Genomic DNA, 23,224 nt, shown 5'->3' with positions numbered 1-23,224 from the left:
CCACGTAAGAGGGTTTTTAAGAACGGCAATAGTGCCAGCAACTTTAGCACCTTTCTTCAAAACACCTTGCATATGCTCTCCTTTCTAAAAAGCAATTCTGGCGCAAAAATAAACAATTTACTCCGCATGAAACAAGATGTAAATACTTCAAAATGTTTTTCTCCAACATTACTTTCGTTGTTTCGGTTTTCTACTTTTTGATCGCTTGACCGTTTGGGTAGACGGATTCGCCTTTCTATTTTTGATCTGTTGATCGGCTTCCCACCTTGTGAGATATTTGTCCGGTTCTCTTGAAGCTGCTACCTCATTTTGACTTTCTATTCTGCCTGTCTGTTTACGATATAGAGCAGGCTTCTTTTGATCGATTCCTGCTGTTCGTTTGGTTGATGTTCCAGCTACCGATATTGTGGATGTATTTTTCGAATCTTTATTAGTCTTTTGTTGCATTTGATTATTAAATGACTCTTGTTTTTGTAGGACATTTTCCCCTACTGCTTTTCGATATTCCGATCGTTCATCATTTGCTATAGCACCATTTGTATAAGTTTTTCGCCCTGCACTTCCCGACAATAGCTCATCATGACGTTTTTTGCTTTGATGGTTTCTATATGCCTTACCCACCATTCTTTTAACACTCTTGAAACCTGTTTCACCAGCATCACCCATTTTGTTAAATGAGTTAGTTGTAACTCTTTCGACTACATGCTGACCTTGAACCATTCCGGTAGAGACAACCTCAAATATTTCAGTCCGATATTTGAATAAGCCCCAAATCGTAATACAGATCAGGAAGACGACGAATGCATAGCCTTCTACTCCATTAGTGACTTTGACCGATTCATAAAGCAATGTAACAATCCCAGTTATAACAGCTATTAAAAGTACTAGTCCTGCTTTCATCATTAGCACACCTACTAACTTTTTACCGTGATTGAATGCACTTTCACTGTAAGAAGGTATTAATGAAAGAACAAGTGGAATTGCCGTAAAAATCACTAATGCTAAAAACCATACTTGAAGCAAAAACTTAAAAATCCCTAATAACAACACTGGAATTGAAAGGGCAATGGTAGAAATAATCGTGATGATCAGATATCCAAATCGCTCTCCACTAAAATCTGGTGACATTTGTTTATTGTCAAAGTTTGATACCTCTTTACTAACAATCCTTTTTCTTTCCTCTTTTCCCTCTTCCGAATAAGGCTTAATTTGAAGGAGATTATCTACTCGATTAGGATTATCAATATTTACCTCAGTTTCTTTAGTTGTCCCGTAGTTTAAAAGTAAATATGGACGTTTAACCATCAGGTTAAACAATTGATTTTCTAAAACTGCTATTCCTTCTTTCGGATTGTAGGCTGCGTTGCTATCAAATTCATCGGAACTGATAAGAACGTTTGCTGAGCTAGCAATCCCTTCAAGTTCAGCCCCTCTATCATTTAGCCACTTGATATTACCTGTTGTATTAGAGTAAAACCAAAAGGTGAGAACCATAATAGCCAACGCACCAATGATTGCCTTTACTGCATAACCAACTTGTTGATTTACAAAATAACGCCATGCTGCAACTCCCCCTACCAAAACAACAAACAGCGATAAGAAAGTCCCTGACATGATTTCATAGATTCGTTCACTCATAATACCTGCTTCACTAGCAATAGTACTAATTAAATCGAATGACATTAGTTGATTAATAGAATAAAGGGTAAAACTAGCAATCGTTTTATTTAATCCCCACATTCCTTGATTAATGGCATGTAAGGCATTATCACCAGTGTCTTTAAGACCATCACCAATGTCTGCTTCCATTTTATAGTGATCAAGAGGATATTCCTTGCTTTCTAGGGTCACTCGCCCCACAGATAATTCCTTTTTTTGAACAATCGATGAAGAATCCTCGGCAAGTGAACCTGTTGGCATTAGGAGAAACAATAACATTAAACATATCCCTAATCCCCGTTTCAGGAAGAGCATCTAATCCCTCCTTATTTACAGTTAATACAAGCTTTTTGTTCAAATTTTTGTTTTATTTCATCACGGCTAATATCCAAACTTTTACTTGTATCGACTTTCCATACATCAGATTTTTTACGAAATAAAATATTGTCTTCTACCGCATTATCACCATTCGGATTATCAAAATCTGAAAAGACATAATATTGGTCTAGTTTATCGTCGTAGTATATTTCAAAGCTAATATCATTATATTTCAGACCTGAATTAATTTTTTTATCTCCTTTGTAGGCTTCGTATGAACCCTTCTCATAAATAAACTCCTGCTGTTTTGCATAATCTCTGTCAAAGTTTGCTTTTTCCCATTCATAAGCTACTTTTGTAATCTCTTTAGGGGAAGTACTAGCACTCTGACTGCACCCTGCTAAAAGTGCAATCAAAGTAGTAATAGAGATTAATAATTTTTTCATCAGATAAACGCCTCCTCTGTTTCTGCTCTGCCTCGATCGTTTTCTTTTGTGTTGAAGGCATGAATCCATTCGTCAAACAATACATCCGTTTGAATTTTGGCAGTACGACCATACATATCCTCTACAATACATTGACCTTCTGTCAGATTTTTTAGCATATCTCGATTTGCTTTGTTATCTTCCATACCAAGAAATTCAATGATATTCCCTGCTTCTTCTGTCGTCTTTGCCTTAAAAGCAAATTTAGTTCCAATATTTTCTTTGATTTGTGGTTTGTTATATTCATAGGTCGATTGTGTGATGATATATACAGCTGATCGTAAGGAACGACCTGTACGTAACAATTCATTTATAAGCCGGTCACCAGCACCCGTATTCATAAGCATCCACGCTTCTTCAAAAATCGTTAATTTCACGACCGAATCATCACGAGCAAACTTTGTTGCGAATTTCGCTAATGGCTGCATGAGAGCAACAGCAATGTGTTCATCCCGCGTGACAGCCTTTTCTCCTTCGTCTGGAAGGTTTAAATTTTGTATCTGTAAGATATTGACTTGTTCACTTAGACTAATCCCTTCCACGTTACCTTCTGAAAACATAAGTTTCGCTATCCCATTTGTGCCAATCTCGTAAAGCAAATCACCTACATTTTTAACGTCTTGATCATCAGATGATTGCAGGTAGCGAACGACTTTTAAAAGCCCTGGCTTACTCTCCTGTTGCATAATATATCGAACACTTTTATAGATGGCGGTCTTCACATTTCGTTCATTGGACTGTAGTTCAGATAAATATTCAAGAACACCTACTGCTGCATCCTGTGCTTCCTCTCCTTCGAGGAAAGTAAGAGGGTCCAGCTTCCCTGCATCCTCCTTTTCACCCGATAGCGTGATATAGTTAAAACTTTCAATTAACTCTTTGAAAAATGGAGCTGTGTAGTTCATTTCTGGTGTTAGTGCCTGCTTAAATTTCTTTTCGACCTCATTTTTTGGATCCGTCATGAGCACTTTGGCTCCAAAGAAGACCGAATTTAGTAAGATATCTTTCAAAAGATACGATTTTCCCATCCCTGTTGGTCCTGAAATGGTAACATGTGGGGAAGAATATTTAGACCCTTTCAACCCTAAATGAGCTAGGAATGGATGATAAAATACGAGAGATTGAGAGCTTTCAAGGCTTTCTCCCGCGTGTGATATGTTTTTCCCTAAATAAAAACCGACTGTATTCCCAATTTTCCTTGTAAGAGAGAACAAAGATTCTGCAAATGATTCTGGTGTTAAAATCTGTTCCCAATCCTCTGCTACAATTTTTGCTGCTGGTATGGATTGATGGAATAAAAGGAGCTGATCGGCTAAAGGCTGTACAAGTTCAATTTGTTGGTCTTTAAAATCCATTCTCAATCTTCTGGCTCTTTTTCGCACCTCTTCCTTTGTCTTACCATAGACGACAAAATGGACGTGTGTTCGAAGAAGAGGTTTTCCTTGATTTTTAATTTGATTTTCTAACTCATGTAACAGCTCTCTTCCGGTATTAATTAAACTATCATCGTCTTCATTTGCTTCAATAAGTTGAGCGTCTTGATCACGAAATCGTTTTTTGATGGTAATGGTTTGACTTACATCATCTTTCATTTGCTTATAGACGGTTCGCATATTTAATTCGACTGGAAATTCGTAGGACTGAAAAAAATACGCCCACTCTTTATAAGTACAATCAATGGGAAATTCGGAAACGGGAAGAAACGCACACCAAGATTCCCCATCTAATTGTTTAATCTGCACATATCCAGGCTTACCTGGGTCAAGTATTCCTTCTGTAAGGCTATACATACTGCCCTCTATAGTGGTTGGTTTCTGACCTCTCACAAACTGATGTCGAATCAGATAGCGCAATTCATTTTCTTTTATTCGATAAGCCCCTAAATAGTTTTGAAGGGTTGCAAAAGCCTCTTCTTCCGATTCTTTAAATAGACTGACTGTGTTCTCGTCTACCTCCCGTCCAGCAATTCCAGCAAGCTTTTGTAAATAACGGTTCATACTTTTAAAGGAAGAAGAAAACGTATGAATCAGACCCTCATCAAGCTCACGGCGTTTGAGTTTAACACCGACAAAGAATTTATACTCTACAACATGCTTCGCTTCTTCACGCAAAATATCTTTTGCACGATTAGCATAGTATTTTCCGATTTCGGCATAATTGCCTTCATACTGCTTTTTTAGATGATCCAGTCGCTTATCAATATCAATTGGTATTGGAATAATTTTATAATCAACTTCCTCAAAGGCGGCTAACTGCCAAGCAAGTCGTTGAAGTCGGTTAACAAGATGATTTTCAGCTTCCTCTTCATTCACGCCTACGGTGTTTTCGTGTAAACGATAATAGGACCAGGCTTCCATTTCATGGGTATAGATGACATTTTCTTTATACGAATGAATTGGGAACTGTAGCATGAATCCACCTCCTTATTGAAATCGCTCATATATTTGTACTTTTTTCATTTGGGGTTGGTATACGCATTTATGGTTACTATATGAGAAACGTTTCGAAATTAGATAGCGAAAATAGCCAATAAAGAAACGATCCAGACGTTTACCATCTAATTTACTCCGACAAATTGCTCCAGCGATTAACCAAGGCAACACGGCATAAAAAGCCAGTTGAAGTGTAGTCGGTAAAATTTGATTAATACTTCCTCTAAAAAGAAAGAAAAATCCAAAGATCAGAACGGATACAATGATTTGTCTAATTTCGATTCCCCTGGAAAAAACAATGGATTTTTCTCCTCTCCCAATTTTCCAGATTTTTAAAGGGTATTTAAAGAATTTTCGGTAACTGTAGGCTTGCGATCTCAATGAAGACCACCACTTTTTACTTGATGCCAAATAGCCGTTGCCAAACTTTCAAACTCACCTGGATTCGCGACAATTACATAACAAATAACGGCGAAAATAAAGCTTGAGAAGAACTGTCCCCATCGTTGCGAAATGAAAGCTCGCACAATCATAATAATCATAATGATAAACACAATCGCTGCGACCTGACTTGAAACGTAATCGGTTAGACCAGTAATATCTGGTAACATGGACATCATCCTCCTATAGTGTGTTTTAATTTTTGAACGTAAAATTTATTCTTTTCTTTCTTCACAACAAGCGTAAAGGGGTGTTTTGTTTGTATTCCTGTATTCGCTTCCTGTAAAAGGACAAGTGTCTTTACAATGTATTCCCCCTCTTTTACTCCATCATATACGATAAAATCTTCTAGTCCCTTATACTCGTAGAGATCTTTAAGCGATTCAGGATTATCCATCAAATAGGACATTTCCTGGATAGAATCTGTAGTATAAGAAGTAAAGAATTGTGTGGAAAATTGTTTTAGTTTATCTTCCAGTTGCACATTCTTTTTCGCTTGATCCGTTTGATCTTGTATGGCTGTAAGTCGTGCTTCACTCGGAATTGCTTGATAAAAAGGTTGCTCTATCACGTTAAATGAATTTCGATCTGTCCCCAGTCGGACGACAATCAGTTGATCTTTACGTCCCAATGATTCAACTTTAGTTATCACCTTTTCTTCTGTTACAACTTTATCCTCACCTTTTTCATTTTTCTTTTTCACTTTTACTTGTACTTTTTTCGAGTTAACATTGAATAGTTCATAATTGATACGATACACATAACTAGCTGCGTCTTCTTTAACATCCTTTACATCATATAAACTAGCACTCTTTAAAACTCGTTTTCCTTGAAACGCTGAAAGATTTTCTAACTTTCCAACCGTTAACCCTTCAGCAAGAAAACCTTGCAGTGTTTTTGCTCGTTCTTCTCGTGCCTTTTTATCATTAGATAGATTGATATAGGTCTCAATAAACTGGCCAGCATACGCCTCACCGGCTGGGGAATTCGCAAATCCCACCTTATGCAAGCTAGCAATTTGCGCTTTTGCTTGGTTTTGGTAACCGTTCACTTTCTCGTTTAAAAACCCAGTCCGAGCCCATGATTGAAAGGTAAAAAAAATAACACCTACTATCCCTAACCAAAATAAAATCGTAAAGGCCATCCTCCCATTCCATCGAGAAGATTTTAAACGTCTTTCATCTTTTAACACTTTTTTTCTGCCTTGATCTATATTCCTTTTAAGAACGCCGAAAACATTCATTGAATCCCTCCTAAGTCTAATGCGTTTCGAACATACACTCGACGGAAATAGGTATCTTGCTTTTCTTCCTCTACCATTTTTCGATTAATGAATATTTCACCGATTTGTAAGTTTTTAATGTCACTTGGATTGGCTTTGAATCGTTCGACGTTACGTACCGTACCCATCTCTGCTTCATACCTCAAATGTGGATATTTCTTTTGGATTTGCTGTGTGATTTCCTGGTCGGAATACGTCCCAAACACTTTTGCGATTCGCTCTGCATCCTTCGATGAATTGACACGTCCAGTGGCAAGTATGTTACAGTTGGATATGATTTGCTCGGTCATAACCGGGTCAACTGCATCAATATCAGACAATGTTTGAGTTGAAATAATGCACTCGAACCCTGCTGAGCGTGATTTATTAACAATGTCTACAATTCGACGATCCGCGTAGGCGGAAAATTCGTCGTATACACCAAAGATTGATTTTCGTCCCTTTGCCTGTCGGTAAGCGACTAAACTATTCACGTCCAAGATAATCATTTTGCCAATTTTGCGAATATAATCGGCGTAACGGCTTCCGGAAATACTAAAGATCACGACATCGTTGTTATCTGTAATTTTTTGGAGATCAATTCCATTTTCACTTTCGATAAATAAATGTCCTAGATCAGATTCTAATAACTCACCTAATTGCATTTTTAGACGAGTCAGACACCCTTCCACAATCTCTTCCGGAAATTCATGTTCTAGTATCGTTTTGATTTGTTTCATTCCCTCTTGAAGTTTTGTGATGGAACGGCTACGCTTCTCTACAACTGTTTTCTTAATCATCTCGACCTTTGGTTTAGTTGGAGTGATAAAACCGCTTAAATCGTCATCTTGGGATTTGTGTTCATGATCCCCGACTACAATCTCTTCTTCTACTTCAACTTCGACTTCTTCTTCAATTTCTTCTTGCGTACTGTGTTCTTTAAAAAATTCGTTCAGATTCTTAAAATTGGTTAATCGTGCAATCGTCTTAATCTCTCTTGGCGCACCCGCTTCATCGATGAGTTTGACAACCAATTGGAGATAACGAGACGCAATATCGGTGTAATAAGCTCCATCTCCTTCAGAAGAAAAGGAAAATAGCGACATTAATTTATCTCTTGTTTCTGTGGGAGTTCCATTCTTGATGGGATTATAAGTGAAGTGGTCCATTTCAGAAAATAAGTAAACGTTTTTCCCATATGCTTCACATAAGGATTTAAAATCAAGCATCGATTTTCGTTCACCTTTTCCATCAACAAAGATAATCGGTTTATCTTGCTGCAATGCTGCTTCCATTAAAGAAGCAATTAACGTAGTTTTGCCTGTACCTGTTCCTCCTGTAGCAAGCATGTGGTAGTTTAATTCGGTGGAGTTCAGTGATACACGTTCTTTAAAATCGGTGTACCCTATAAAAACTTCTTTTGAAGGTTTTTCTCGGTAGTTCTGTTGCTTTTTATCCAAAAATTTTACTCTGTTTTTGCGAAAAGCTTTATATTTCCATTCAGATTTTTGCTTTTGTACTTCACCCGACTTTGTTATCACTTTCTTTTTCCAAAAAAATGTTGCAAAGATGAAAAAAACGAATGAAAATAACAACGAAATTGCGACTAACACGACATAAGATGAAGTCTGTGCTTTCATGACATGACCATCATTGAACAAGCGTTCAAGTCCAGTTGATAGATAAGGGATATTCATCTCAGAAATAATACCAAAATACGTAAGGATTTTTCCTGATTGAAATTGCCATACAAGAAGCAGAATCCCTACCAAAAGTGCACCATATGATAGCCAGGCTCTTTTAAATTGATAGATGATAGCAAAAATTAGCATTCCAAGTATTGCAGGAAAAAAAAAGAGTAACGCAATCATCCCAATCAAGCCATAACTTACAATTTCACCAATCATCCGGTCTGTATCAGTTTGCTGTGATTGTTCCTGGCTCCTCGCCATTGAATCCACTTGGCATCACCTCTTCCCACCGTTCTTCTATGATAACAGAAGGAATTTTACGTACGGATATTTTACTTGCATTAATGAATCGTTGCTTCGCTTGATTGATGACATTGTGTATTTTGACATCATCTGCAAAATAAATCACTTGGTCATACGCATAAGGTTGGTCTTCTGATCGTTCACTCGAAAGTAATTCATCAAAGTACTTAAACTTTTCATCATATCGTTTTCGTTCTTTCTTATTTAGTTCTAGTTCTACCCAAGTTGTTGTAACTTTTCCTTCAGCTGACTTAAAAAAGAAAATAACATCAGGAATTCGGTCCCTATTTGCATTATAAGCCTTTAATTTACTCTGATTATCCCCTTGTCCAATTACCGAATAACGAATTTCTCTTTCTGTACGATATTTAAATTCAATCCCTTGTTTTATGGCCTGAAACTCATAAAAGAGAACCAAATCAGTTAAAAGAAGATCATGCTGCATCGTATAAATGGACGCCTTTGTTGGAACGGTTGCACTGACATTCGTTAAATTCCTTGCTTCAATTGTCCCCAAATAAACACCAACTTTATGAGCAATCATTTCATGCTTTACATAATTCTTACCTTCTAATTTTCTTAACCGTCTATAAACACGATGAATATTAGGCTCTTGAAATTTCAACATGATCTGTTTTGCTGTAACCATTCCATTTCTCATTATAAAGGTAAGGTACTCTAGATCCTTTTCTTTTAACGAAGTATACTTCAACATCGGATACATTCCCCTTTTCTAGCAAATATAGGAACCACTCTCCTGTTTCATATCGATCTTATATACTTAATCCTTGCGTAAAAGAATACAAATTAAACCGTAAATTCAATCGTAATTATTAGTAGCAATTTTTTAATTGAAACCTACAATAATATTCCATATCAAACTACTAAAATAGCTGAACACGAAGCTGTAAATCTTTTTAAAATATTGAATGAATATCCATGGAATATTTGTTTTATACAATCAACCTTAGAACTAAACCCTCTAACAAATTCCATTCATTTAAAATATTAATTTTGTATCATACCTTTTTTGAACTTTTCTTTCCCTCCATTGATCGTAAACTTCATCATGATCTTGAACTCTTTTTTTCACTGGAACTTATTTATTGGCCTTGAACTTTATCACTTTTCCTTTTACTTGAACTTCCCCCTTTCATCAAACTAACTTTTAAACCATCTCACTCATACATGGATTGGCTCCGGCTTTATAGAGTAGCAGAAGACCTCGGCTATGTTTACGTTGTATAGGCGAGGTCTTCTGCTGGTTACGAATATGAACAGGAGCCAATCCTGCCTTTGTATGAGTGGAAAAGACCTCAATACACTACCATAAAGAAAACAACCATTGATTTTCTTATGGATTATGTATTGAAATCTATATAAATTGCGAAAATTCTAATTTCCCAACATTTTACAATACGTACATCTGTTTCGCAATTCCAATCATTAAAATTCGTTCTGTATGCCCATGTAATGAAATTTAAAATAAGAAGAACCTCCTATAATTTCCCATTCGTACTACGTTAATTCACACAGATCTTATAAAAAAACACTGTTTTAGTATTATCAATCACCTTATACCAGTATAAAAGTCATGATATTATATCCCACTATTCCTTAACTAACAGTCAAAATAAGAATGCATAAGAAAATGCATATCTATCACAAAAATTTCATTTATATCTAAAAATTTCATTTACTGAACCACTACTATATTCATTAGCTAGCCTTCATCAACGTAAATAAAAACAGCAAATACCCACTACGTAGGACCCTATCGAAAAGAAACTTTACATAAACATTCTAACCAGATAAGAAACCTCTCAAATCTAAAAAACAAATAACTCCCCAAGTTCTTAAACCAAAAAACAGATAAAATATCCCTGAATCCAAACTAAGAAAAGGAGAATATAGATATGTATTGGCAGACTGGCTTAATAATTCTAACCGGTATTTTGTGCTGGTGGCGATGCTCCAGAACGATAAATTAGATTCAGTTCATCCCAAAGCAGATCGACTTCTACTGACGAGATGGCTAGTAAGTGTTTAAATAGTTTTAGTTCAGGAAAAATTTCAGCAAATGTTAATTGTGCATTTTTCACTTGTTCTTTACGTAGTAGCAACAATCTTTTAAAAAGCATAGTTCGGCTAGCCACTTTCGTGATTGCACCACGCCCTTGGCCAATTGTATATTTTTTTAGTTTACTAGAGCGCTTCAGAACTTCCTTTAGAGAGGATACTGCCATTCCAAAGGATTCTGCAAGCATCTTTAATGAGCCCTCTAAAAATGGTGTTTCGGGGCTTGTCCTAGCTTCTAAATAGGAAACGATGTCTTCTTCCCATTCGTTATAATGAGAACGCACTCGATTCTCGCGAGGTTTTTTAAACTTATACCAGCCTTCTCTTCCTGAAAATTGAGCTTGTCCATCTGTCCATAATTCAAGTAACCCCTCAACATAAGAACGTTTGGCACCTTTGTATTTACCAGAATACGCACTTTTTAATGTACGTTCAAATTCACTTTTTGATAAAGGTTGTGCTAAATTACTGTTAAACTGGTCCAATTCATCATATGCCTCTTCATACGATTTCTCGCTTGCATAATTGGCAATAGCCATCGTTAAAAGAGCGTTATTACGGCTGGCACTATGATGCCCTTTTTCAATATCCGTTGTACGGATGAGTGCATGATACCAGTCTGAGGACGTTTGATCGAATGTTGATGTATACTTGTTGTAAACAACACGTAAAAAGGTCCTTTTTTCTTGCTCTTCATAACCTTTTGACCATGAAAGCAATTGATTAGTATTTGCAGGTACCTCGTAAAAATCAAGTGTATTATCTTCTCTTGGTATACGAAAAAAACCAAACGGTACACAAGCTGTATCGATTGGGACATACTTACTTAATGCCTTTCGAATGTTTTCTGATAAACGTTCTGCTACTCTGAGTGCCTTGTAATCTTTGTTATTATGTATGTAAAACGGTGTGTCTAAGACAAAAAAAGATTGAAATCCCCTTGGAGTTTCCAAAAGGAGATTTGGACGAGGTAGGCCTAATTCTTCACATCCTAAATAAAGAGCATACAAATCGACGTTTTTTGTGTCGATGTCAAACCCAATGACATTAATCTGCTTAAGATTTTCACGTGTGTGCCCCTTAATCACTCGATTTTTGAAATTGTAATATGTACCACCTCGGTACGTGTTCGGTGTCCAGTGTGATAATTGCTGATAACGGTCCTGTAACGCTTCATAAGAGGTAACAACATAACCTTTACCATTAATAAGATCTTCTTTAGTAGGCGACACGAATACCGCACCCTTACGGTACAGTTCATTCTTTTCAACTTTCTCGTAAGCTACAACTCTATCAAATGGTGCACGAGATCCTTTTTTCTTATATAAATGCAGGCTGTTATGGGTCATGAATTGAATGATTTCAACTGGTGATATGACACTTCTCATTTTATGATCTAATTCATGCATTTCCATTTCGTACACCTCCTTTAAATATATATAAGAATGCTAGAATAATTTGTTGAAATAAGTATATCGAAATCGATTTTTGAAAAAGTGCCCTCTCTAAGCAAAATGCACCAAAAAAAATAAACCCTTGAAGCCTAGAGCCACATGGGTTTAGAAAAAGTTTAAATTTATTTTTCTATGCAAGTTCCGCTGAGATTTTGCACCAAATTAACAGAAAATGAAACAATTTTGATAAAAGACAATTTATAGAGATATTGAAGAAAATTCAGTTCTATCAATAGTTTCAGAGATTTAGTATAAGAAAAATGCAACACAGGTTTCGCTGACCCAAACGGATCTGTGGTGCATTTTTTGCACACAAGTTCCGCTGATTTTTCAACATTATTCCTCATAAACCTATGTGTTTTTTATAAAATCAGCTCATAAAAAGAATAAAAATGTCGTTGTATCAATGATTTATCTGGTATACAGGTTCCGCTGTCTTTATTTTTAAATGCACCAAAAATGGAGCAATCCCATCAAAAATAGTGCACGGGTTCCGCTGATTTACTTTTTAAATGCACCAAAAATGGAACAATCCCATCAAAAATAGTACACAGGTTCCGCTGAGTCACTATAAAAAAGCACCAAAATAGATTATTTCCATAGAAAATACTATTCAGCTTCCGCTAAGTCTTAAGTGGTGCATTTTATGAAGATATATGAATGAACCCTTGAGCATTTCCGTTTTTTCACTTCTTTCTACTAATTCCACATTCTATATAATTCAGTACCTAGATCGCGTTCTAATTAATGGAAAAGAAGCTAACTTATATTATAATGGTACTTTGCATATGCAGCTTTATTACAAAAAGGAAGTAATATTTTAAAAGTGGAGGCGATTGATAAAGCCGGAACTACCCTTTCGATTAAAGTCGGAAGCAAAACAATCGGAACCGGTAAAGCCGATTCTAAAGGAAGTTTCAGTATAAAAGTAAAATCTCAAAAGAAAACCTTCTTGAGTACTACTACCTATAGTGGGGCATCATTCTATCAATTAAAGGAGCTACTAACTTGAGTAACTTGGACAAAACATTTGTAAGAGACTATTCTATAGTTGAAAAAAAACTGCAGCATTTAACTAACCTGCCATTCTTTCATATTTTTAACTTCCCTTCATGTTCCGGTATACCTATTGGTCTTTTCCTCTTCGAACTGAGCTTTGGAATATACATTCTCCTAACTGGAACAGGGCGATAGTATTTGCTTTTAAGTCTCCTTACTAAATCCTCTATATTTTCTTCGAGCTTTCCACTGTATTGTTCTTTAGTTGTGCCATTTAGGTAATAATTTTTCTGAGTTCATTTTATATGTGTAACTTTTTACAATTAAAAAAGGTACTCAAAAGTATTTTTGACTTTTGAGTACCCTTTTATTACTTATAAAACTAGTCGATTATAAACCTAACTCGCTCTTTACAATTTCTAATGTTTTCGTTTTATAATTACTCTTTGGTTTTGGTGCTGTTTGTACGGATGGATTTTGCATTAAATAGTTCTTTTCAACGAATGCAAGGTCTTTAGCATCTATTGTTCCATCATAATTAATATCTGCACTTCGTTTGTTTGTTCCCCAATATGTTTGAATATATAGTGCGTCCAGTACATCGATGACATCATCACCATTTACGTCTCCACCAAGTAATGTTGGAAGTGTTATCTTTTTAAATTGTCCCATCAATTCTCCATTTTCATTTTGCATTCCAATTTTGAAATCATAAAAACTTTTAAAATGTCCTGGAACATTTACAGTCATTCGGAGTGGTTTGTCAGTAAGCGCTAAATGTAAAGCTTCAATTTTTCCATACTTAGTAAAGATTTGATTATACATATTCCCCTCAGCATCTTGTATTGATACATCTGCCCCTACCTTACTGTAATCTCTCCTACTATCAAACGTTCCACTACTAGTTAATAAACCTTGTGCATTTAAAACAGATCTCATTTTCGAATAGGTCGGAACGAAATCAACAAAAGGCGCATTTGCGATAAGATAGTTTGTCTTACCTGTTCGATTTACATATGAGCCAGATGTATATACAAGGGAGCTATCAGGTCTTATGTCAAAATTATAATCCTTTACTTTGTAAGTAACTTCCACCAATGGGATATCTCCATTTAAAGTTTGCGTATTAGTATCAGCAGCTTCAACCGTTACACTACTTGCTGAAGTTTTAGTTAGTTTCATTTCTCCTAGCTTACTAGAATCAGGATGCAAATTAATATTTTCAATATTTAAATAATCTGAAGCAACACTTAAATTTACTGTACCCTTTTTAAAATCAACAGCATTTTTCAAGACAATTTTTGAATGAATTAAGTCATCTGGTTTTGCAGTGTCTTTATCTACAACCGCAGTCAAGTACGGTGTACCTTTTTTTACGATTTTAATTGTCTTAGGTATAATACTGCCGTTACCTGAAGGGTCAGTTACAACTAATTGAACCATTTTAGCTCCTGTTCCAATCGGTACATCATATTTAAATGTACCATCTTTGTTTACAGGTATTTCTAGTGGTACTTCACCTTGTGCTAGATCATAGACTTTGTTTGCAGACTGGTCAATCTTCATTCCAGCTGCTTTATAATTCTCTATATCTTGATCAAATACTGAGCCAGTTATCGTAACTGATTTTTGCCCTTCCTCATATTCAATTACATCTCCTTCTGGTCCATCGATTATGTACTTAGGCTTTCTATTATCAACTACTACATCACGAATTTCTGTAAACTGTTTTCCAGTATCAGTTGTAGCAAGCATTTTAATCTTATAAAAGCCATCCTCTGCAACGACACTTTTAGCACTTATTCCAGAGTTAGCAAGCGGACTATACGTACCATTAAAGAGATACATATTAACTAAATCACCTTCGTTTAAACTAAATCCATCTACTGTTCCAATATATCCTATTTCCTGATTCGTTTTTCCATCCTCTAAAATGAAATCAATATTTCTTACATTGGATTTCATTTGAACTTGAGCAGTTATAGCCTTAATTGTGTTAGGACTTGAAGATCCATCTCTATAACGGTCTTCTGATAACCCTAGTGATGATGTTTCGAATAATCCTATCCCTTCTTCAACAGCATGTACTGCAAATGGAATTTTATATGTTTCCCCGGGATCATTCTGATTTGTATAAACGATATATCCTTCATAATTACCTTTCTCTGCTGTTTTCGGTATGAAGATGGATGCCTTCGTATTTTTTTGTGAATTTGCAGCTAGTTTAATAGTTGGTTCAATGGAAATTTTTACGCCATTTTTGTCAGCATCTTTTGATCCTCTTAAACCTGATTGAAATTTAACTGCTACATCAAATGTTTTTGTTTCATCACCTGTATTTTTAATGACAACTTTACGCTCTTCATTAACATCGTCGCTTAAATCCACTGAACCAAAACTTAGAGCACCTGTTTCATCTTTAATTGTTTTTTCTTTTCCATTTTTTAAAATTGGTGTTTCATTTTGAACTTTCATTTCAATCGACGAATGAACCGCTTTATATATATCCGCTCGCCCTGCTCCCGATTCAAATACACTATAGTCCTTACTTAATGGATCAGCTGTATTCATAAGAATGGCTTTAACATCACTTGGTTGCAGACTTGGTTTTGCTTGGAGTAAAAGTGCAGCCATACCTGCAACATTTGGTGTTGCCATCGATGTACCTGATAGACGTTCATACGCGTATTTATAATCGTTTGGCGTATTTTTATTAATCATATAAGCTGGAACAGTAGAGAATACACCAACACCTGGAGCAGTAATTTCCGGTTTAATATCGTACGTAACACGGGCCGGCCCACGAGAACTAAAATCTGCTAACATGTCTGCTTTTGTTTGGATTTGTCCAAGTTCATTAAAAGTAAATGTACTTGTTGTATTGATTTTAGATTTCAAAGCTAGGCCTTGGGCATTCGTTAATGTGAATGTTGAAATATAATTTAATCCTTCACCTAAATAAGAAGGGATTAAACCTTCATCTGGATTATTATTGAAAAGTAGGGCTGCTGTTGCACCGTTTTGTTTCGCAAATTTTACTTTATCGCCCAAAGTAATATTATTTCCGCGACTTATTAATACAACTTTACCTTTTACATCTTTGTTTTTATAATCAGTCGATGCGCCATATCCAACATCAATGATTGAAAAAGTTTGGCCATTCAATTGCTCAACATGATCTGTGTAACCTTTCGCCATTTCTTGCAAGTCAGCAGAAGTTGTTTCTGTACCTGATTGAAGTACACTCTTATATGTATGTAAATTATTTGGTGCATTACTTGCACCTACAGTCAAGGCAAGTGCTGCAGTACCTGGAGAACCTAATGTGTACAGATCATTTCCGCTGTTTCCTGCAGCGATTACTGCTGTAACTCCGCTTAGTACCGCTTGATTAATTGCTATACTTGTAGAATAAAGAGGATTATTAATTCCTGCACCTAAAGATAGGTTAATAACGTCCATTCCATCTGCTACCGCTTTATCGATACCTGCCAAAATACTAGCATCATAACCAGATCCATAAGGTCCTAAAACACGATAAGCATATAAGTCTACATCAGGTGCAATACCTTCCATTTTATAATCGCTATCATTCTTTCCTTGACCGGCAATAATTCCTGCGACATGAGTTCCATGTTCAGTATAATACGATGCTCCATTTGCCCAGTAAAATTCGGCTACACCAGATTTTTTCCAATCTTCATATGTAGTTTCCATCGGGTCATTATCATTACCGACAAAATCATATCCACCTTTATATACATCCTTTAAATCTGGATGATTATAGTCGATACCTGTATCAATGACTCCAACTTTAACTCCTTTACCAGTAAAGCCTTCCTGATGAAGCTTGTCTACTCCTAGAAAGGAAAGAGCTGATTGATTACTCGATCCTCCAGTTTGCATTCCTTCTTGATTGTTATCTACTTCTGCATGAACTTCTTCATTACTCCAAACTGCTTTAACAGCTTTCGATTTTAATAAGTTTTTAATTTGATTTGCTGGTAGATTCATTGAAACACCATTAAAAGCATGCTTATAGGATTGATTTACTTTATATTTAACTTTTTTATTATTGTCTTCTGTTAATATTTGTCCTAAATCCTTTGAAAAAGTTGCATGATCTTGATCAACTAAGCTAGTTGCCTCAGTCTTTGTTAGCTGTTGACCCTTTAAACTTGATTCGAGTTGAGCGACTTTTGCTGGTTTGTTATTAAATTCAACGATAACGCTCGTTTGAGTTGTAGCATCTAAATCAATATCAGGATTAACTTGTAGTCCTGTCTCATTACTCGTTGAGAGCTGATGAAGTGCTGCCCTCTCGGCTGGTGATAAATTTGCTAGCATTTCATCTACTTTCGAAACTGTTTCAGCTTTTGATACGGTTGTTACATGGCTTAGGGAGCCAAGAAAAAAGCTGGAATATAATGCTAATACTGTAAAACTTTTGACGAACTTACTTCTAGAAATAGTTCTTCTCATTTTCAACCTCCAAATTTTCAAAAATAAAAGTCTCTTTCATTATTTGTTATTCTAAATATTCAGTCAATTGGGTTATTCGGTTCCCTATTCATTCAACTTTTAAATGTTTTTCGATATTTTTCGAGGTTTTTCATCAAAAAATTCAAGAATAGTTTATTAACTTATTTCCTTTTTTTCTATGACTCTGTTATATTTCAACACGATAAAAAGAGGCTAACACAAAAAGTCGTTTTTCAACGAGCTTTTGAGCGCCTCTTATGATTACTTATGCAACTAATCACATGTTTTAGTTGAATAAGAGTAAATTAAAATTGAATTTTTAATTAACATAATCTACTATGAAATATTATTTAGCCCAAGCTGATACTGGCTAATATGTATTCCTTCGCCAGCCTTATTTTAATCCTAATTGGGTTAAAATACTGGAATATAAAAACCTCTAGCACGAAAAATTGATAAAAGACCGACAGAAAAAATTGTAGCAATACTTGTAGAAATAATTATATTTTTCAATGTCATAATAGTTTTCTTCTCTCCTGTTAAATATGAACTGATCATTTAGCTCATTAGTTTGTTTAACTAACTAACTTACCCATTAGTTTATTTGTTTTATGGTTTATCATTCGGTGCAGTCCAATATTTAAGTCCTTCCATTGCTCTTTCTCGGTCACTCATATCATCATTTCCCAATGTATCATCAAATTTAAGCGATAATATATGGCTCGCTTTTGCTAACCTCTTGTATACATTATATCCATCAATAAATTGAGTTGTTTCTTTTTCGTACTCTGCCTTATTTTTCTCAATCGCATACCAAGAACCCATTTTAGCCAATGATACCCTGATAAGCTCAATTTCCTTTAACACCTCAATTATTTCTTCACCAGAGTATGTTATTTTCTTATTTTTCTCTAACATTGAATTATCTCCCCTTAAATTTCTTTTAAACAAAACAGCTCCTGAAACCACAACTAAGGTCAATAATTCCACTTTTAATTCTATAATCCTTCTTGAACTAATCTGCCATTTTGTTGAATAAGGAAATCAACATTTTACTTTAACGGAGCCTAGATTTTAATAGGTTTTTTACCTACTATGATTAGTCATTCGACACATATCACTAATGAAATACCAATGTTTCCAAGTGAATTTCTATTAAAAATTTGATTCAATATGTAAATATGATGTAATTCACTTAAATTAATATGTCTCTGTTTAATTTTATTTTTGATAATTTAATAAAAGAAAAAGACCACATTTTTATGGTCTTACTCCTGTTTATGCTGAATGATTCATTTGTTTTCTAATAAATTATACTTCAAAATATTTAAATTAATAGTATGAAATCTATCTTAAACTTCTTCTAAATCCAGCTTTCTCAGCATCTTCTTCAGTACAAAACATTACTTCTGCATTTGTTCTTGTATAAAATTGATCACCTGGTTCATGATATATTTTTTCTCCATTATATGTAGTTGTATTACCCTTAATTTGAGGGTTAGAACAGTTTCCGCTAATTTGTTTCATATGAAAATAGTGAAATGTGTAATATCCTATTATTAAAACCACACCTATAATTAAAATTTTTCTGCTGTTACTCATTAGAAATAGTTACCTTCTTCCATTTTAAAAGTATTATTCATAGTAATTAGATGCTCGGAATGATTAATTTATCTGAGAATATAACCCTCTAAATATCATTGCTAACCGCATTATTAAGCAATATTATTGAACATCTAGCATGAAACTAAAAATGGCACTTATCTTTTAAATGATTCCTCCTAAATGCTACTTTTATAATATTTAATCTTTTAAGAACCTTTTAATAAAAATCCTAACTAATTATCAAAAGAAGAGTAATTTTGGAACCTCTTCTATTCATATGTGTTCTTAATTAGATATTCGCTAATAAAAGTAAATATCCCTTTTTTAGATATATGTACACCTTTACATCTTAATAAACAGTTTGAGATATGCTTTAGATTTACAGTATTTTGCACCTTACAACCGAACCCGTTAGGATAATCCGCTTGCTTATTTTATTATATAAATTTCTCTATTAAGAATAGTGTAAATGCTATATAGTTAAAATTATCTGAATATTATCTAAAAAGACAATTAAAAGGAGATGGAAATGTGGTAGAAAGGTTACTTGCTTTTGCAATAGATTTTATTAGTGCAGCAATACCCTTATTGATAATTGCATGGTTAATTACTTTAATCTTTAAGAAGTATCGGAAAGAATTCCTAGTCGGTGCGGTATCGTTAGCACTTTTATCTTCCTTAACTCAACTTTACAAGTCATTTGGTAATAATGATAAACTTACTAATGTTGAAACAAGCAAAAAATCATCACAGAAATCTATTGTTTTCACAGATGAAGAAAAAGGTAGAATAGAAAGGATTATCATTGGAATACAACAGGATGATCCTTCATTTCTAACAAAAGATGTTCATAAGGAATTTTGGTCCATTTTAGAAAGTCAAGGTGAACTATCTAAGAAAGAGATTGCTGATTTGAAAGATGCTTATACTAGTGCTACAAGAGATATGCAATATTTTTATGAGGATGCTCTTATTTCATTAAATAGTGGGGAGCCATTTATTTCAGAAAAAAGAAAATAACTTGAGTCTGAAATGTTAGGCAAAGGACTTATTACACAAGAAAGACTTGATAAGAATCAACAATTACTTAAGAAAATTGCAAATGGAGAACCTGTTCCTGGGCAAGACGGGAAAGAAGTTGTATTAGATGAAGTCCACATAAGATACATAGCAGGTGGATTTTCTAAAATAATGTTAAATATTGATATGTTATTTACAAAATAAACTATTTGGAGGAAAAGAACGTGATAATTACGATTATATGCGTCGTGTTATTCTTAGTTTTTGTAGCATACCTATTTGCGCTGATGCGTGAAACAAAAGAACAATATGGAAACCTTTTTGGGTACATTGCAGTTGGAATATTAGCTTTTTTGGTAATTGCGTTAATGGTAAATAAGTAAAAATATAAAAGGACAAATAAAAAAGAAGCAGCGGGTTATCCGTCTGCCTTTTTTCTTTAGAAGATTACTAGTCTTTTACATTTTTAAGATCAGTAATTAAATATTCAAAGTTAGAATCTACATGAGACTATAAAATTAAACTTCCCTTAATATACTAGCATTGTTCTTTACTTGCATTGCACACGAATAATGGAATAAACAAATAAGGCAACCTTTTGTCTGGATCTGAACCTAAAACATCAAAGAATGCTTTTTTTCATATGATAACCCCAATTGGTTACCAGCCTCTATTTCAGAATCCCCAAGGAAAAATATGAAAAGATTAGTGATAGAAAATGAATTATAATTAGAGTAAAAGAAATGGGGGCGGAATCATGAGGCTAACATTAAAACAACAGGCGTTTGTTGAAGAATACATTCGAACTGGAAATGCTACTCAATCCGCAATTAACTCTGGTTATAGTAGAAGCACTGCTTATGCAATTGGAGCTGAAAACTTGAAAAAACCTCAAATTAAAGAATGTATACAAAAGCGCATGAGTTCCATACAAGATGAACGAATTGCCACTGCGGATGAAGTATTACGATATTTAACGAGTGTTATGCGTGCTGAAGTAACTGAAGAAAAGTTATTGTTCACAAAGCAAGGCCATGACTTTTTACAATTGCAAGTAAATGTAAATGATCGGAATAAAGCAGCTGAACTCCTAGGGAAACGATATGCGTTATTCAATGAGAAAAAAGAGATTAGTGGAAATGTAGGTGTTCATATTATAGATGACCTCCAGTAAAATGGGGGTTATTTTTTTATTAAAAAGTATCCATCTTATTAAACTAATGGTAGCCACTATAATAAAACTTGTCGATAAATTATTAATTCTAAATGAATAGAAAAATAAAAGTTAATTCATATTTCAAGTTATAATTTATGTATTAAATACATTAGAAAATAGGGAGTGAAATAATGAGGAGAAATATCTTCATTTTTACAGCAGTGATTTTATTTGTTGGTATCATCGGTGGAGCAATTAGTTACGCATCTACGACAAATAAAACTTATTATGGTTGTGTAAGGAAAAGTGATGGAGTTTTAAGAGTCATTAGCAAAGGTAGTAAATGTAAGCAGTCAGAAACGTTTATTCAATGGAATCAGAAAGGTGATCCAGGTGCTACAGGTCCTAGAGGTCTAAAGGGTGATAAAGGAACTAATGGTATTCAGGGTCCAAAAGGTGCTACTGGTAATATTGGTCCTCAGGGTCCTCAAGGTGACAAAGGAGATACAGGAGCCATTGGACCACAAGGTCAAAATGGTGGGGTCTCTTTAAGTTATGGGTCAATGTATTATAATTATGATACACCACATGGCCCTACATTGACTGCTCCCTCAATATTTACTTTTCCGAAAGATTACACAAAAAATGGACCAGCAAAAGATATAACCTATGATTCAGATGGTATTATTGTTCAGCATTCAGGTGTCTATGAAATTTCTTTTTCTATTACTGATTCAAATAATGGTTCACTAGTAGCAATAGTATTGTCAGGAAACAATCCAGAGACTATTAATGCTCCAATTACTAATTTGGGTAGAGCATGGACCAGCATGTCGGAAACAATACAACTGCACGTAAATGCTGGAGAAAAAATACAAATAATGTTCCAAGGACCTAATTCACAAATTACTCTTGTTTATGCTTCACTTGTTGTTCGCCAAATTGATCAAGATTAAGAAAATAAAGTTTATGAGGGTATTTGATAATGAATCTATCTAGGGGCGTAGATATGTATTATTTGCGGAGAAAAAAGAGCCTATCATTGCGGTAGGCTTTTTCTTTTCTTATACAACATACGCATCATTTAGTTGAATAAAGAATTAATCACTTTCTACTTCACCATAAGATAAAATATGAACTTCAAATCTTATATTCAATTCTGCTAACAATTGTAGCATATTAGGGTTAAGTTCAAATCCCATTTGTCCCGAGTTTGAACGAACACTGAAGAAAATATATACATTATGAATTTTAGAAAGTTTACGAATAAACTCTTTAGATTTATCTAGCTTTAATAAAAAATCATCTAATACTTCATATAAATGTTCATAACCATCTTAATCAACATTATAAGTCCATAAATCATCTTTCATTTTTCTTAACGAAGTGATTAATGTACCTTTTTTATTTATTTTAGTTGGAGTAAAACCCAAGCTTGCTGTAATTTCCTCGAAATCTAATTGATCATCTCTAATATTTAAACTAAAAAAACCTTCCATCATACACCTTCTCAATATAGTAAGTTTAGATTTTTATGATTATATCTCTATTATAACTCTAATTCCTTATGCAACTAAACTGCCATTTACTTTAATAAGAAAAAAGCTACCGAAGCAGCTTGGGGTTGTCCAACTAAAGCATGCGTTCGTATTATAAGGTCATCCAGTTTTTACTGGTTGACCATTTTTCATATGGTTTTATTATTATGGTAGCCGGGGTAGAACGTTGCATGCGTGGGGCTTTGACCCCGTTAACTAAACAGTTCGCCCCCTATTTGTAGAAGCATGATTTGGGCTGGTTGGGACTTAGATCTCGTATAACAAGCGAACCTATGACACT

The 23,224-nt window shown here is 34.6% G+C and carries 18 protein-coding genes and 1 pseudogene; 6 read left to right on the top strand and 13 right to left on the bottom strand.

Going from position 1 to position 23,224, the window contains the following annotated elements; translation table 11 throughout:
• Window positions 1-168: 168 nt before the first annotated feature.
• From ACFVRR_RS17685 to ACFVRR_RS17645, 9 genes are all read right to left on the bottom strand, one after another.
• Window positions 169-1,974 (bottom strand): CD3337/EF1877 family mobilome membrane protein, encoded by a 1,806-nt coding sequence (locus ACFVRR_RS17685; protein ID WP_387331248.1) that lies wholly within the window; start codon window positions 1,972-1,974, stop codon window positions 169-171.
• Between the two features lie 11 nt (window positions 1,975-1,985).
• The gene (locus tag ACFVRR_RS17680; RefSeq protein WP_387331246.1) at window positions 1,986-2,423 is read right to left on the bottom strand and encodes a hypothetical protein; all 438 of its coding nucleotides are present in this window, start codon (window positions 2,421-2,423) and stop codon (window positions 1,986-1,988) included.
• A complete protein-coding gene (locus ACFVRR_RS17675; RefSeq protein ID WP_387331244.1) occupies window positions 2,423-4,873 on the bottom strand; it encodes an ATP-binding protein in 2,451 nt (816 codons plus the stop codon). The genes ACFVRR_RS17680 and ACFVRR_RS17675 overlap by 1 nt, the downstream gene beginning before the upstream one ends.
• A gap of 12 nt (window positions 4,874-4,885) precedes the next feature.
• Window positions 4,886-5,275: a TcpE family conjugal transfer membrane protein gene (locus ACFVRR_RS17670; protein ID WP_387331242.1), complete on the bottom strand. Its 390-nt coding sequence runs from the start codon at window positions 5,273-5,275 to the stop codon at window positions 4,886-4,888.
• Window positions 5,272-5,511, bottom strand: a complete 240-nt coding sequence (locus ACFVRR_RS17665; protein WP_387331240.1) for a TcpD family membrane protein — start codon at window positions 5,509-5,511, stop codon at window positions 5,272-5,274. Before ACFVRR_RS17665 ends, ACFVRR_RS17670 begins: the two co-directional genes overlap by 4 nt.
• On the bottom strand, window positions 5,511-6,578 hold the full coding sequence (locus ACFVRR_RS17660; RefSeq protein ID WP_387331239.1) for a conjugal transfer protein: 1,068 nt from the start codon (window positions 6,576-6,578) through the stop codon (window positions 5,511-5,513). The genes ACFVRR_RS17665 and ACFVRR_RS17660 overlap by 1 nt, the downstream gene beginning before the upstream one ends.
• On the bottom strand, window positions 6,575-8,548 hold the full coding sequence (locus ACFVRR_RS17655) for a type IV secretion system DNA-binding domain-containing protein (protein ID WP_387331288.1): 1,974 nt from the start codon (window positions 8,546-8,548) through the stop codon (window positions 6,575-6,577). Before ACFVRR_RS17655 ends, ACFVRR_RS17660 begins: the two co-directional genes overlap by 4 nt.
• On the bottom strand, window positions 8,514-9,305 hold the full coding sequence (locus ACFVRR_RS17650) for a hypothetical protein (RefSeq protein ID WP_387331237.1): 792 nt from the start codon (window positions 9,303-9,305) through the stop codon (window positions 8,514-8,516). Before ACFVRR_RS17650 ends, ACFVRR_RS17655 begins: the two co-directional genes overlap by 35 nt.
• Window positions 9,306-10,533: 1,228 nt before the next feature.
• The gene (locus ACFVRR_RS17645; RefSeq protein WP_387331236.1) at window positions 10,534-12,084 is read right to left on the bottom strand and encodes a primase C-terminal domain-containing protein; all 1,551 of its coding nucleotides are present in this window, start codon (window positions 12,082-12,084) and stop codon (window positions 10,534-10,536) included.
• A gap of 865 nt (window positions 12,085-12,949) precedes the next feature.
• Here ACFVRR_RS17645 and ACFVRR_RS17640 point away from each other — a divergent pair.
• Window positions 12,950-13,135, top strand: coding sequence for a hypothetical protein (locus ACFVRR_RS17640; RefSeq protein WP_387331234.1), 186 nt, complete (start codon window positions 12,950-12,952; stop codon window positions 13,133-13,135).
• Window positions 13,136-13,512: 377 nt separating this feature from the next.
• Here ACFVRR_RS17640 and ACFVRR_RS17635 read toward each other — a convergent pair whose 3' ends face one another.
• The 3 genes from ACFVRR_RS17635 to ACFVRR_RS17625 all read right to left on the bottom strand — a co-directional run bounded on the left by ACFVRR_RS17635 (window position 13,513) and on the right by ACFVRR_RS17625 (window position 19,206).
• Window positions 13,513-17,604, bottom strand: coding sequence for a S8 family serine peptidase (locus tag ACFVRR_RS17635; protein ID WP_387331232.1), 4,092 nt, complete (start codon window positions 17,602-17,604; stop codon window positions 13,513-13,515).
• A gap of 609 nt (window positions 17,605-18,213) precedes the next feature.
• Complete coding sequence (locus ACFVRR_RS17630; protein ID WP_387331230.1) at window positions 18,214-18,522, bottom strand: hypothetical protein; 309 nt, start codon at window positions 18,520-18,522, stop codon at window positions 18,214-18,216.
• Between the two features lie 429 nt (window positions 18,523-18,951).
• Window positions 18,952-19,206 (bottom strand): sunset domain-containing protein, encoded by a 255-nt coding sequence (locus ACFVRR_RS17625; RefSeq protein ID WP_387331228.1) that lies wholly within the window; start codon window positions 19,204-19,206, stop codon window positions 18,952-18,954.
• A gap of 534 nt (window positions 19,207-19,740) precedes the next feature.
• Between ACFVRR_RS17625 and ACFVRR_RS17620 the strand changes: the two genes are divergently transcribed.
• The 5 genes from ACFVRR_RS17620 to ACFVRR_RS17600 all read left to right on the top strand — a co-directional run bounded on the left by ACFVRR_RS17620 (window position 19,741) and on the right by ACFVRR_RS17600 (window position 22,341).
• Complete coding sequence (locus ACFVRR_RS17620) at window positions 19,741-20,229, top strand: hypothetical protein (protein ID WP_387331226.1); 489 nt, start codon at window positions 19,741-19,743, stop codon at window positions 20,227-20,229.
• Window positions 20,230-20,241: 12 nt separating this feature from the next.
• Window positions 20,242-20,433 carry a hypothetical protein gene (locus ACFVRR_RS17615; protein WP_387331224.1) on the top strand — a complete coding sequence of 64 codons (192 nt, stop codon included), beginning with the start codon at window positions 20,242-20,244 and terminating at the stop codon, window positions 20,431-20,433.
• 20 nt (window positions 20,434-20,453) lie between these two features.
• Window positions 20,454-20,612 (top strand): hypothetical protein, encoded by a 159-nt coding sequence (locus ACFVRR_RS17610; RefSeq protein ID WP_387331222.1) that lies wholly within the window; start codon window positions 20,454-20,456, stop codon window positions 20,610-20,612.
• Window positions 20,613-20,986: 374 nt separating this feature from the next.
• Complete coding sequence (locus ACFVRR_RS17605; RefSeq protein WP_387331220.1) at window positions 20,987-21,403, top strand: terminase small subunit; 417 nt, start codon at window positions 20,987-20,989, stop codon at window positions 21,401-21,403.
• A gap of 173 nt (window positions 21,404-21,576) precedes the next feature.
• The gene (locus tag ACFVRR_RS17600; RefSeq protein WP_387331218.1) at window positions 21,577-22,341 is read left to right on the top strand and encodes a hypothetical protein; all 765 of its coding nucleotides are present in this window, start codon (window positions 21,577-21,579) and stop codon (window positions 22,339-22,341) included.
• Window positions 22,342-22,485: 144 nt separating this feature from the next.
• Here ACFVRR_RS17600 and ACFVRR_RS17595 read toward each other — a convergent pair.
• Window positions 22,486-22,884, bottom strand: a pseudogene (locus ACFVRR_RS17595) (DUF4279 domain-containing protein).
• Window positions 22,885-23,224 lie beyond the last annotated feature (340 nt).

Origin of the sequence: Gottfriedia sp. NPDC057948, from assembly GCF_042887255.1 — a bacterium.
Taxonomy (GTDB): domain Bacteria; phylum Bacillota; class Bacilli; order Bacillales; family Bacillaceae_G; genus Gottfriedia.
This window is presented reverse-complemented; position numbering and strand designations above follow the sequence as displayed.

What these genes read in the sequence shown, in the direction of transcription:
- ACFVRR_RS17685 (WP_387331248.1), bottom strand. Translation starts at nt 1,974, where the DNA reads ATGCTCTTCCTGAAACGGGGATTAGGGATATGTTTAATGTTATTGTTT.
- ACFVRR_RS17680 (WP_387331246.1), bottom strand. Translation starts at nt 2,423, where the DNA reads ATGAAAAAATTATTAATCTCTATTACTACTTTGATTGCACTTTTAGCA.
- ACFVRR_RS17675 (WP_387331244.1), bottom strand. Translation starts at nt 4,873, where the DNA reads ATGCTACAGTTCCCAATTCATTCGTATAAAGAAAATGTCATCTATACC.
- ACFVRR_RS17665 (WP_387331240.1), bottom strand. Translation starts at nt 5,511, where the DNA reads ATGTCCATGTTACCAGATATTACTGGTCTAACCGATTACGTTTCAAGT.
- ACFVRR_RS17660 (WP_387331239.1), bottom strand. Translation starts at nt 6,578, where the DNA reads ATGAATGTTTTCGGCGTTCTTAAAAGGAATATAGATCAAGGCAGAAAA.
- ACFVRR_RS17655 (WP_387331288.1), bottom strand. Translation starts at nt 8,548, where the DNA reads ATGGCGAGGAGCCAGGAACAATCACAGCAAACTGATACAGACCGGATG.
- ACFVRR_RS17650 (WP_387331237.1), bottom strand. Translation starts at nt 9,305, where the DNA reads ATGTTGAAGTATACTTCGTTAAAAGAAAAGGATCTAGAGTACCTTACC.
- ACFVRR_RS17645 (WP_387331236.1), bottom strand. Translation starts at nt 12,084, where the DNA reads ATGGAAATGCATGAATTAGATCATAAAATGAGAAGTGTCATATCACCA.
- ACFVRR_RS17635 (WP_387331232.1), bottom strand. Translation starts at nt 17,604, where the DNA reads ATGAGAAGAACTATTTCTAGAAGTAAGTTCGTCAAAAGTTTTACAGTA.
- ACFVRR_RS17630 (WP_387331230.1), bottom strand. Translation starts at nt 18,522, where the DNA reads ATGTTAGAGAAAAATAAGAAAATAACATACTCTGGTGAAGAAATAATT.
- ACFVRR_RS17625 (WP_387331228.1), bottom strand. Translation starts at nt 19,206, where the DNA reads ATGAGTAACAGCAGAAAAATTTTAATTATAGGTGTGGTTTTAATAATA.
- ACFVRR_RS17615 (WP_387331224.1), top strand. Translation starts at nt 20,242, where the DNA reads ATGTTAGGCAAAGGACTTATTACACAAGAAAGACTTGATAAGAATCAA.
- ACFVRR_RS17605 (WP_387331220.1), top strand. Translation starts at nt 20,987, where the DNA reads ATGAGGCTAACATTAAAACAACAGGCGTTTGTTGAAGAATACATTCGA.
- ACFVRR_RS17600 (WP_387331218.1), top strand. Translation starts at nt 21,577, where the DNA reads ATGAGGAGAAATATCTTCATTTTTACAGCAGTGATTTTATTTGTTGGT.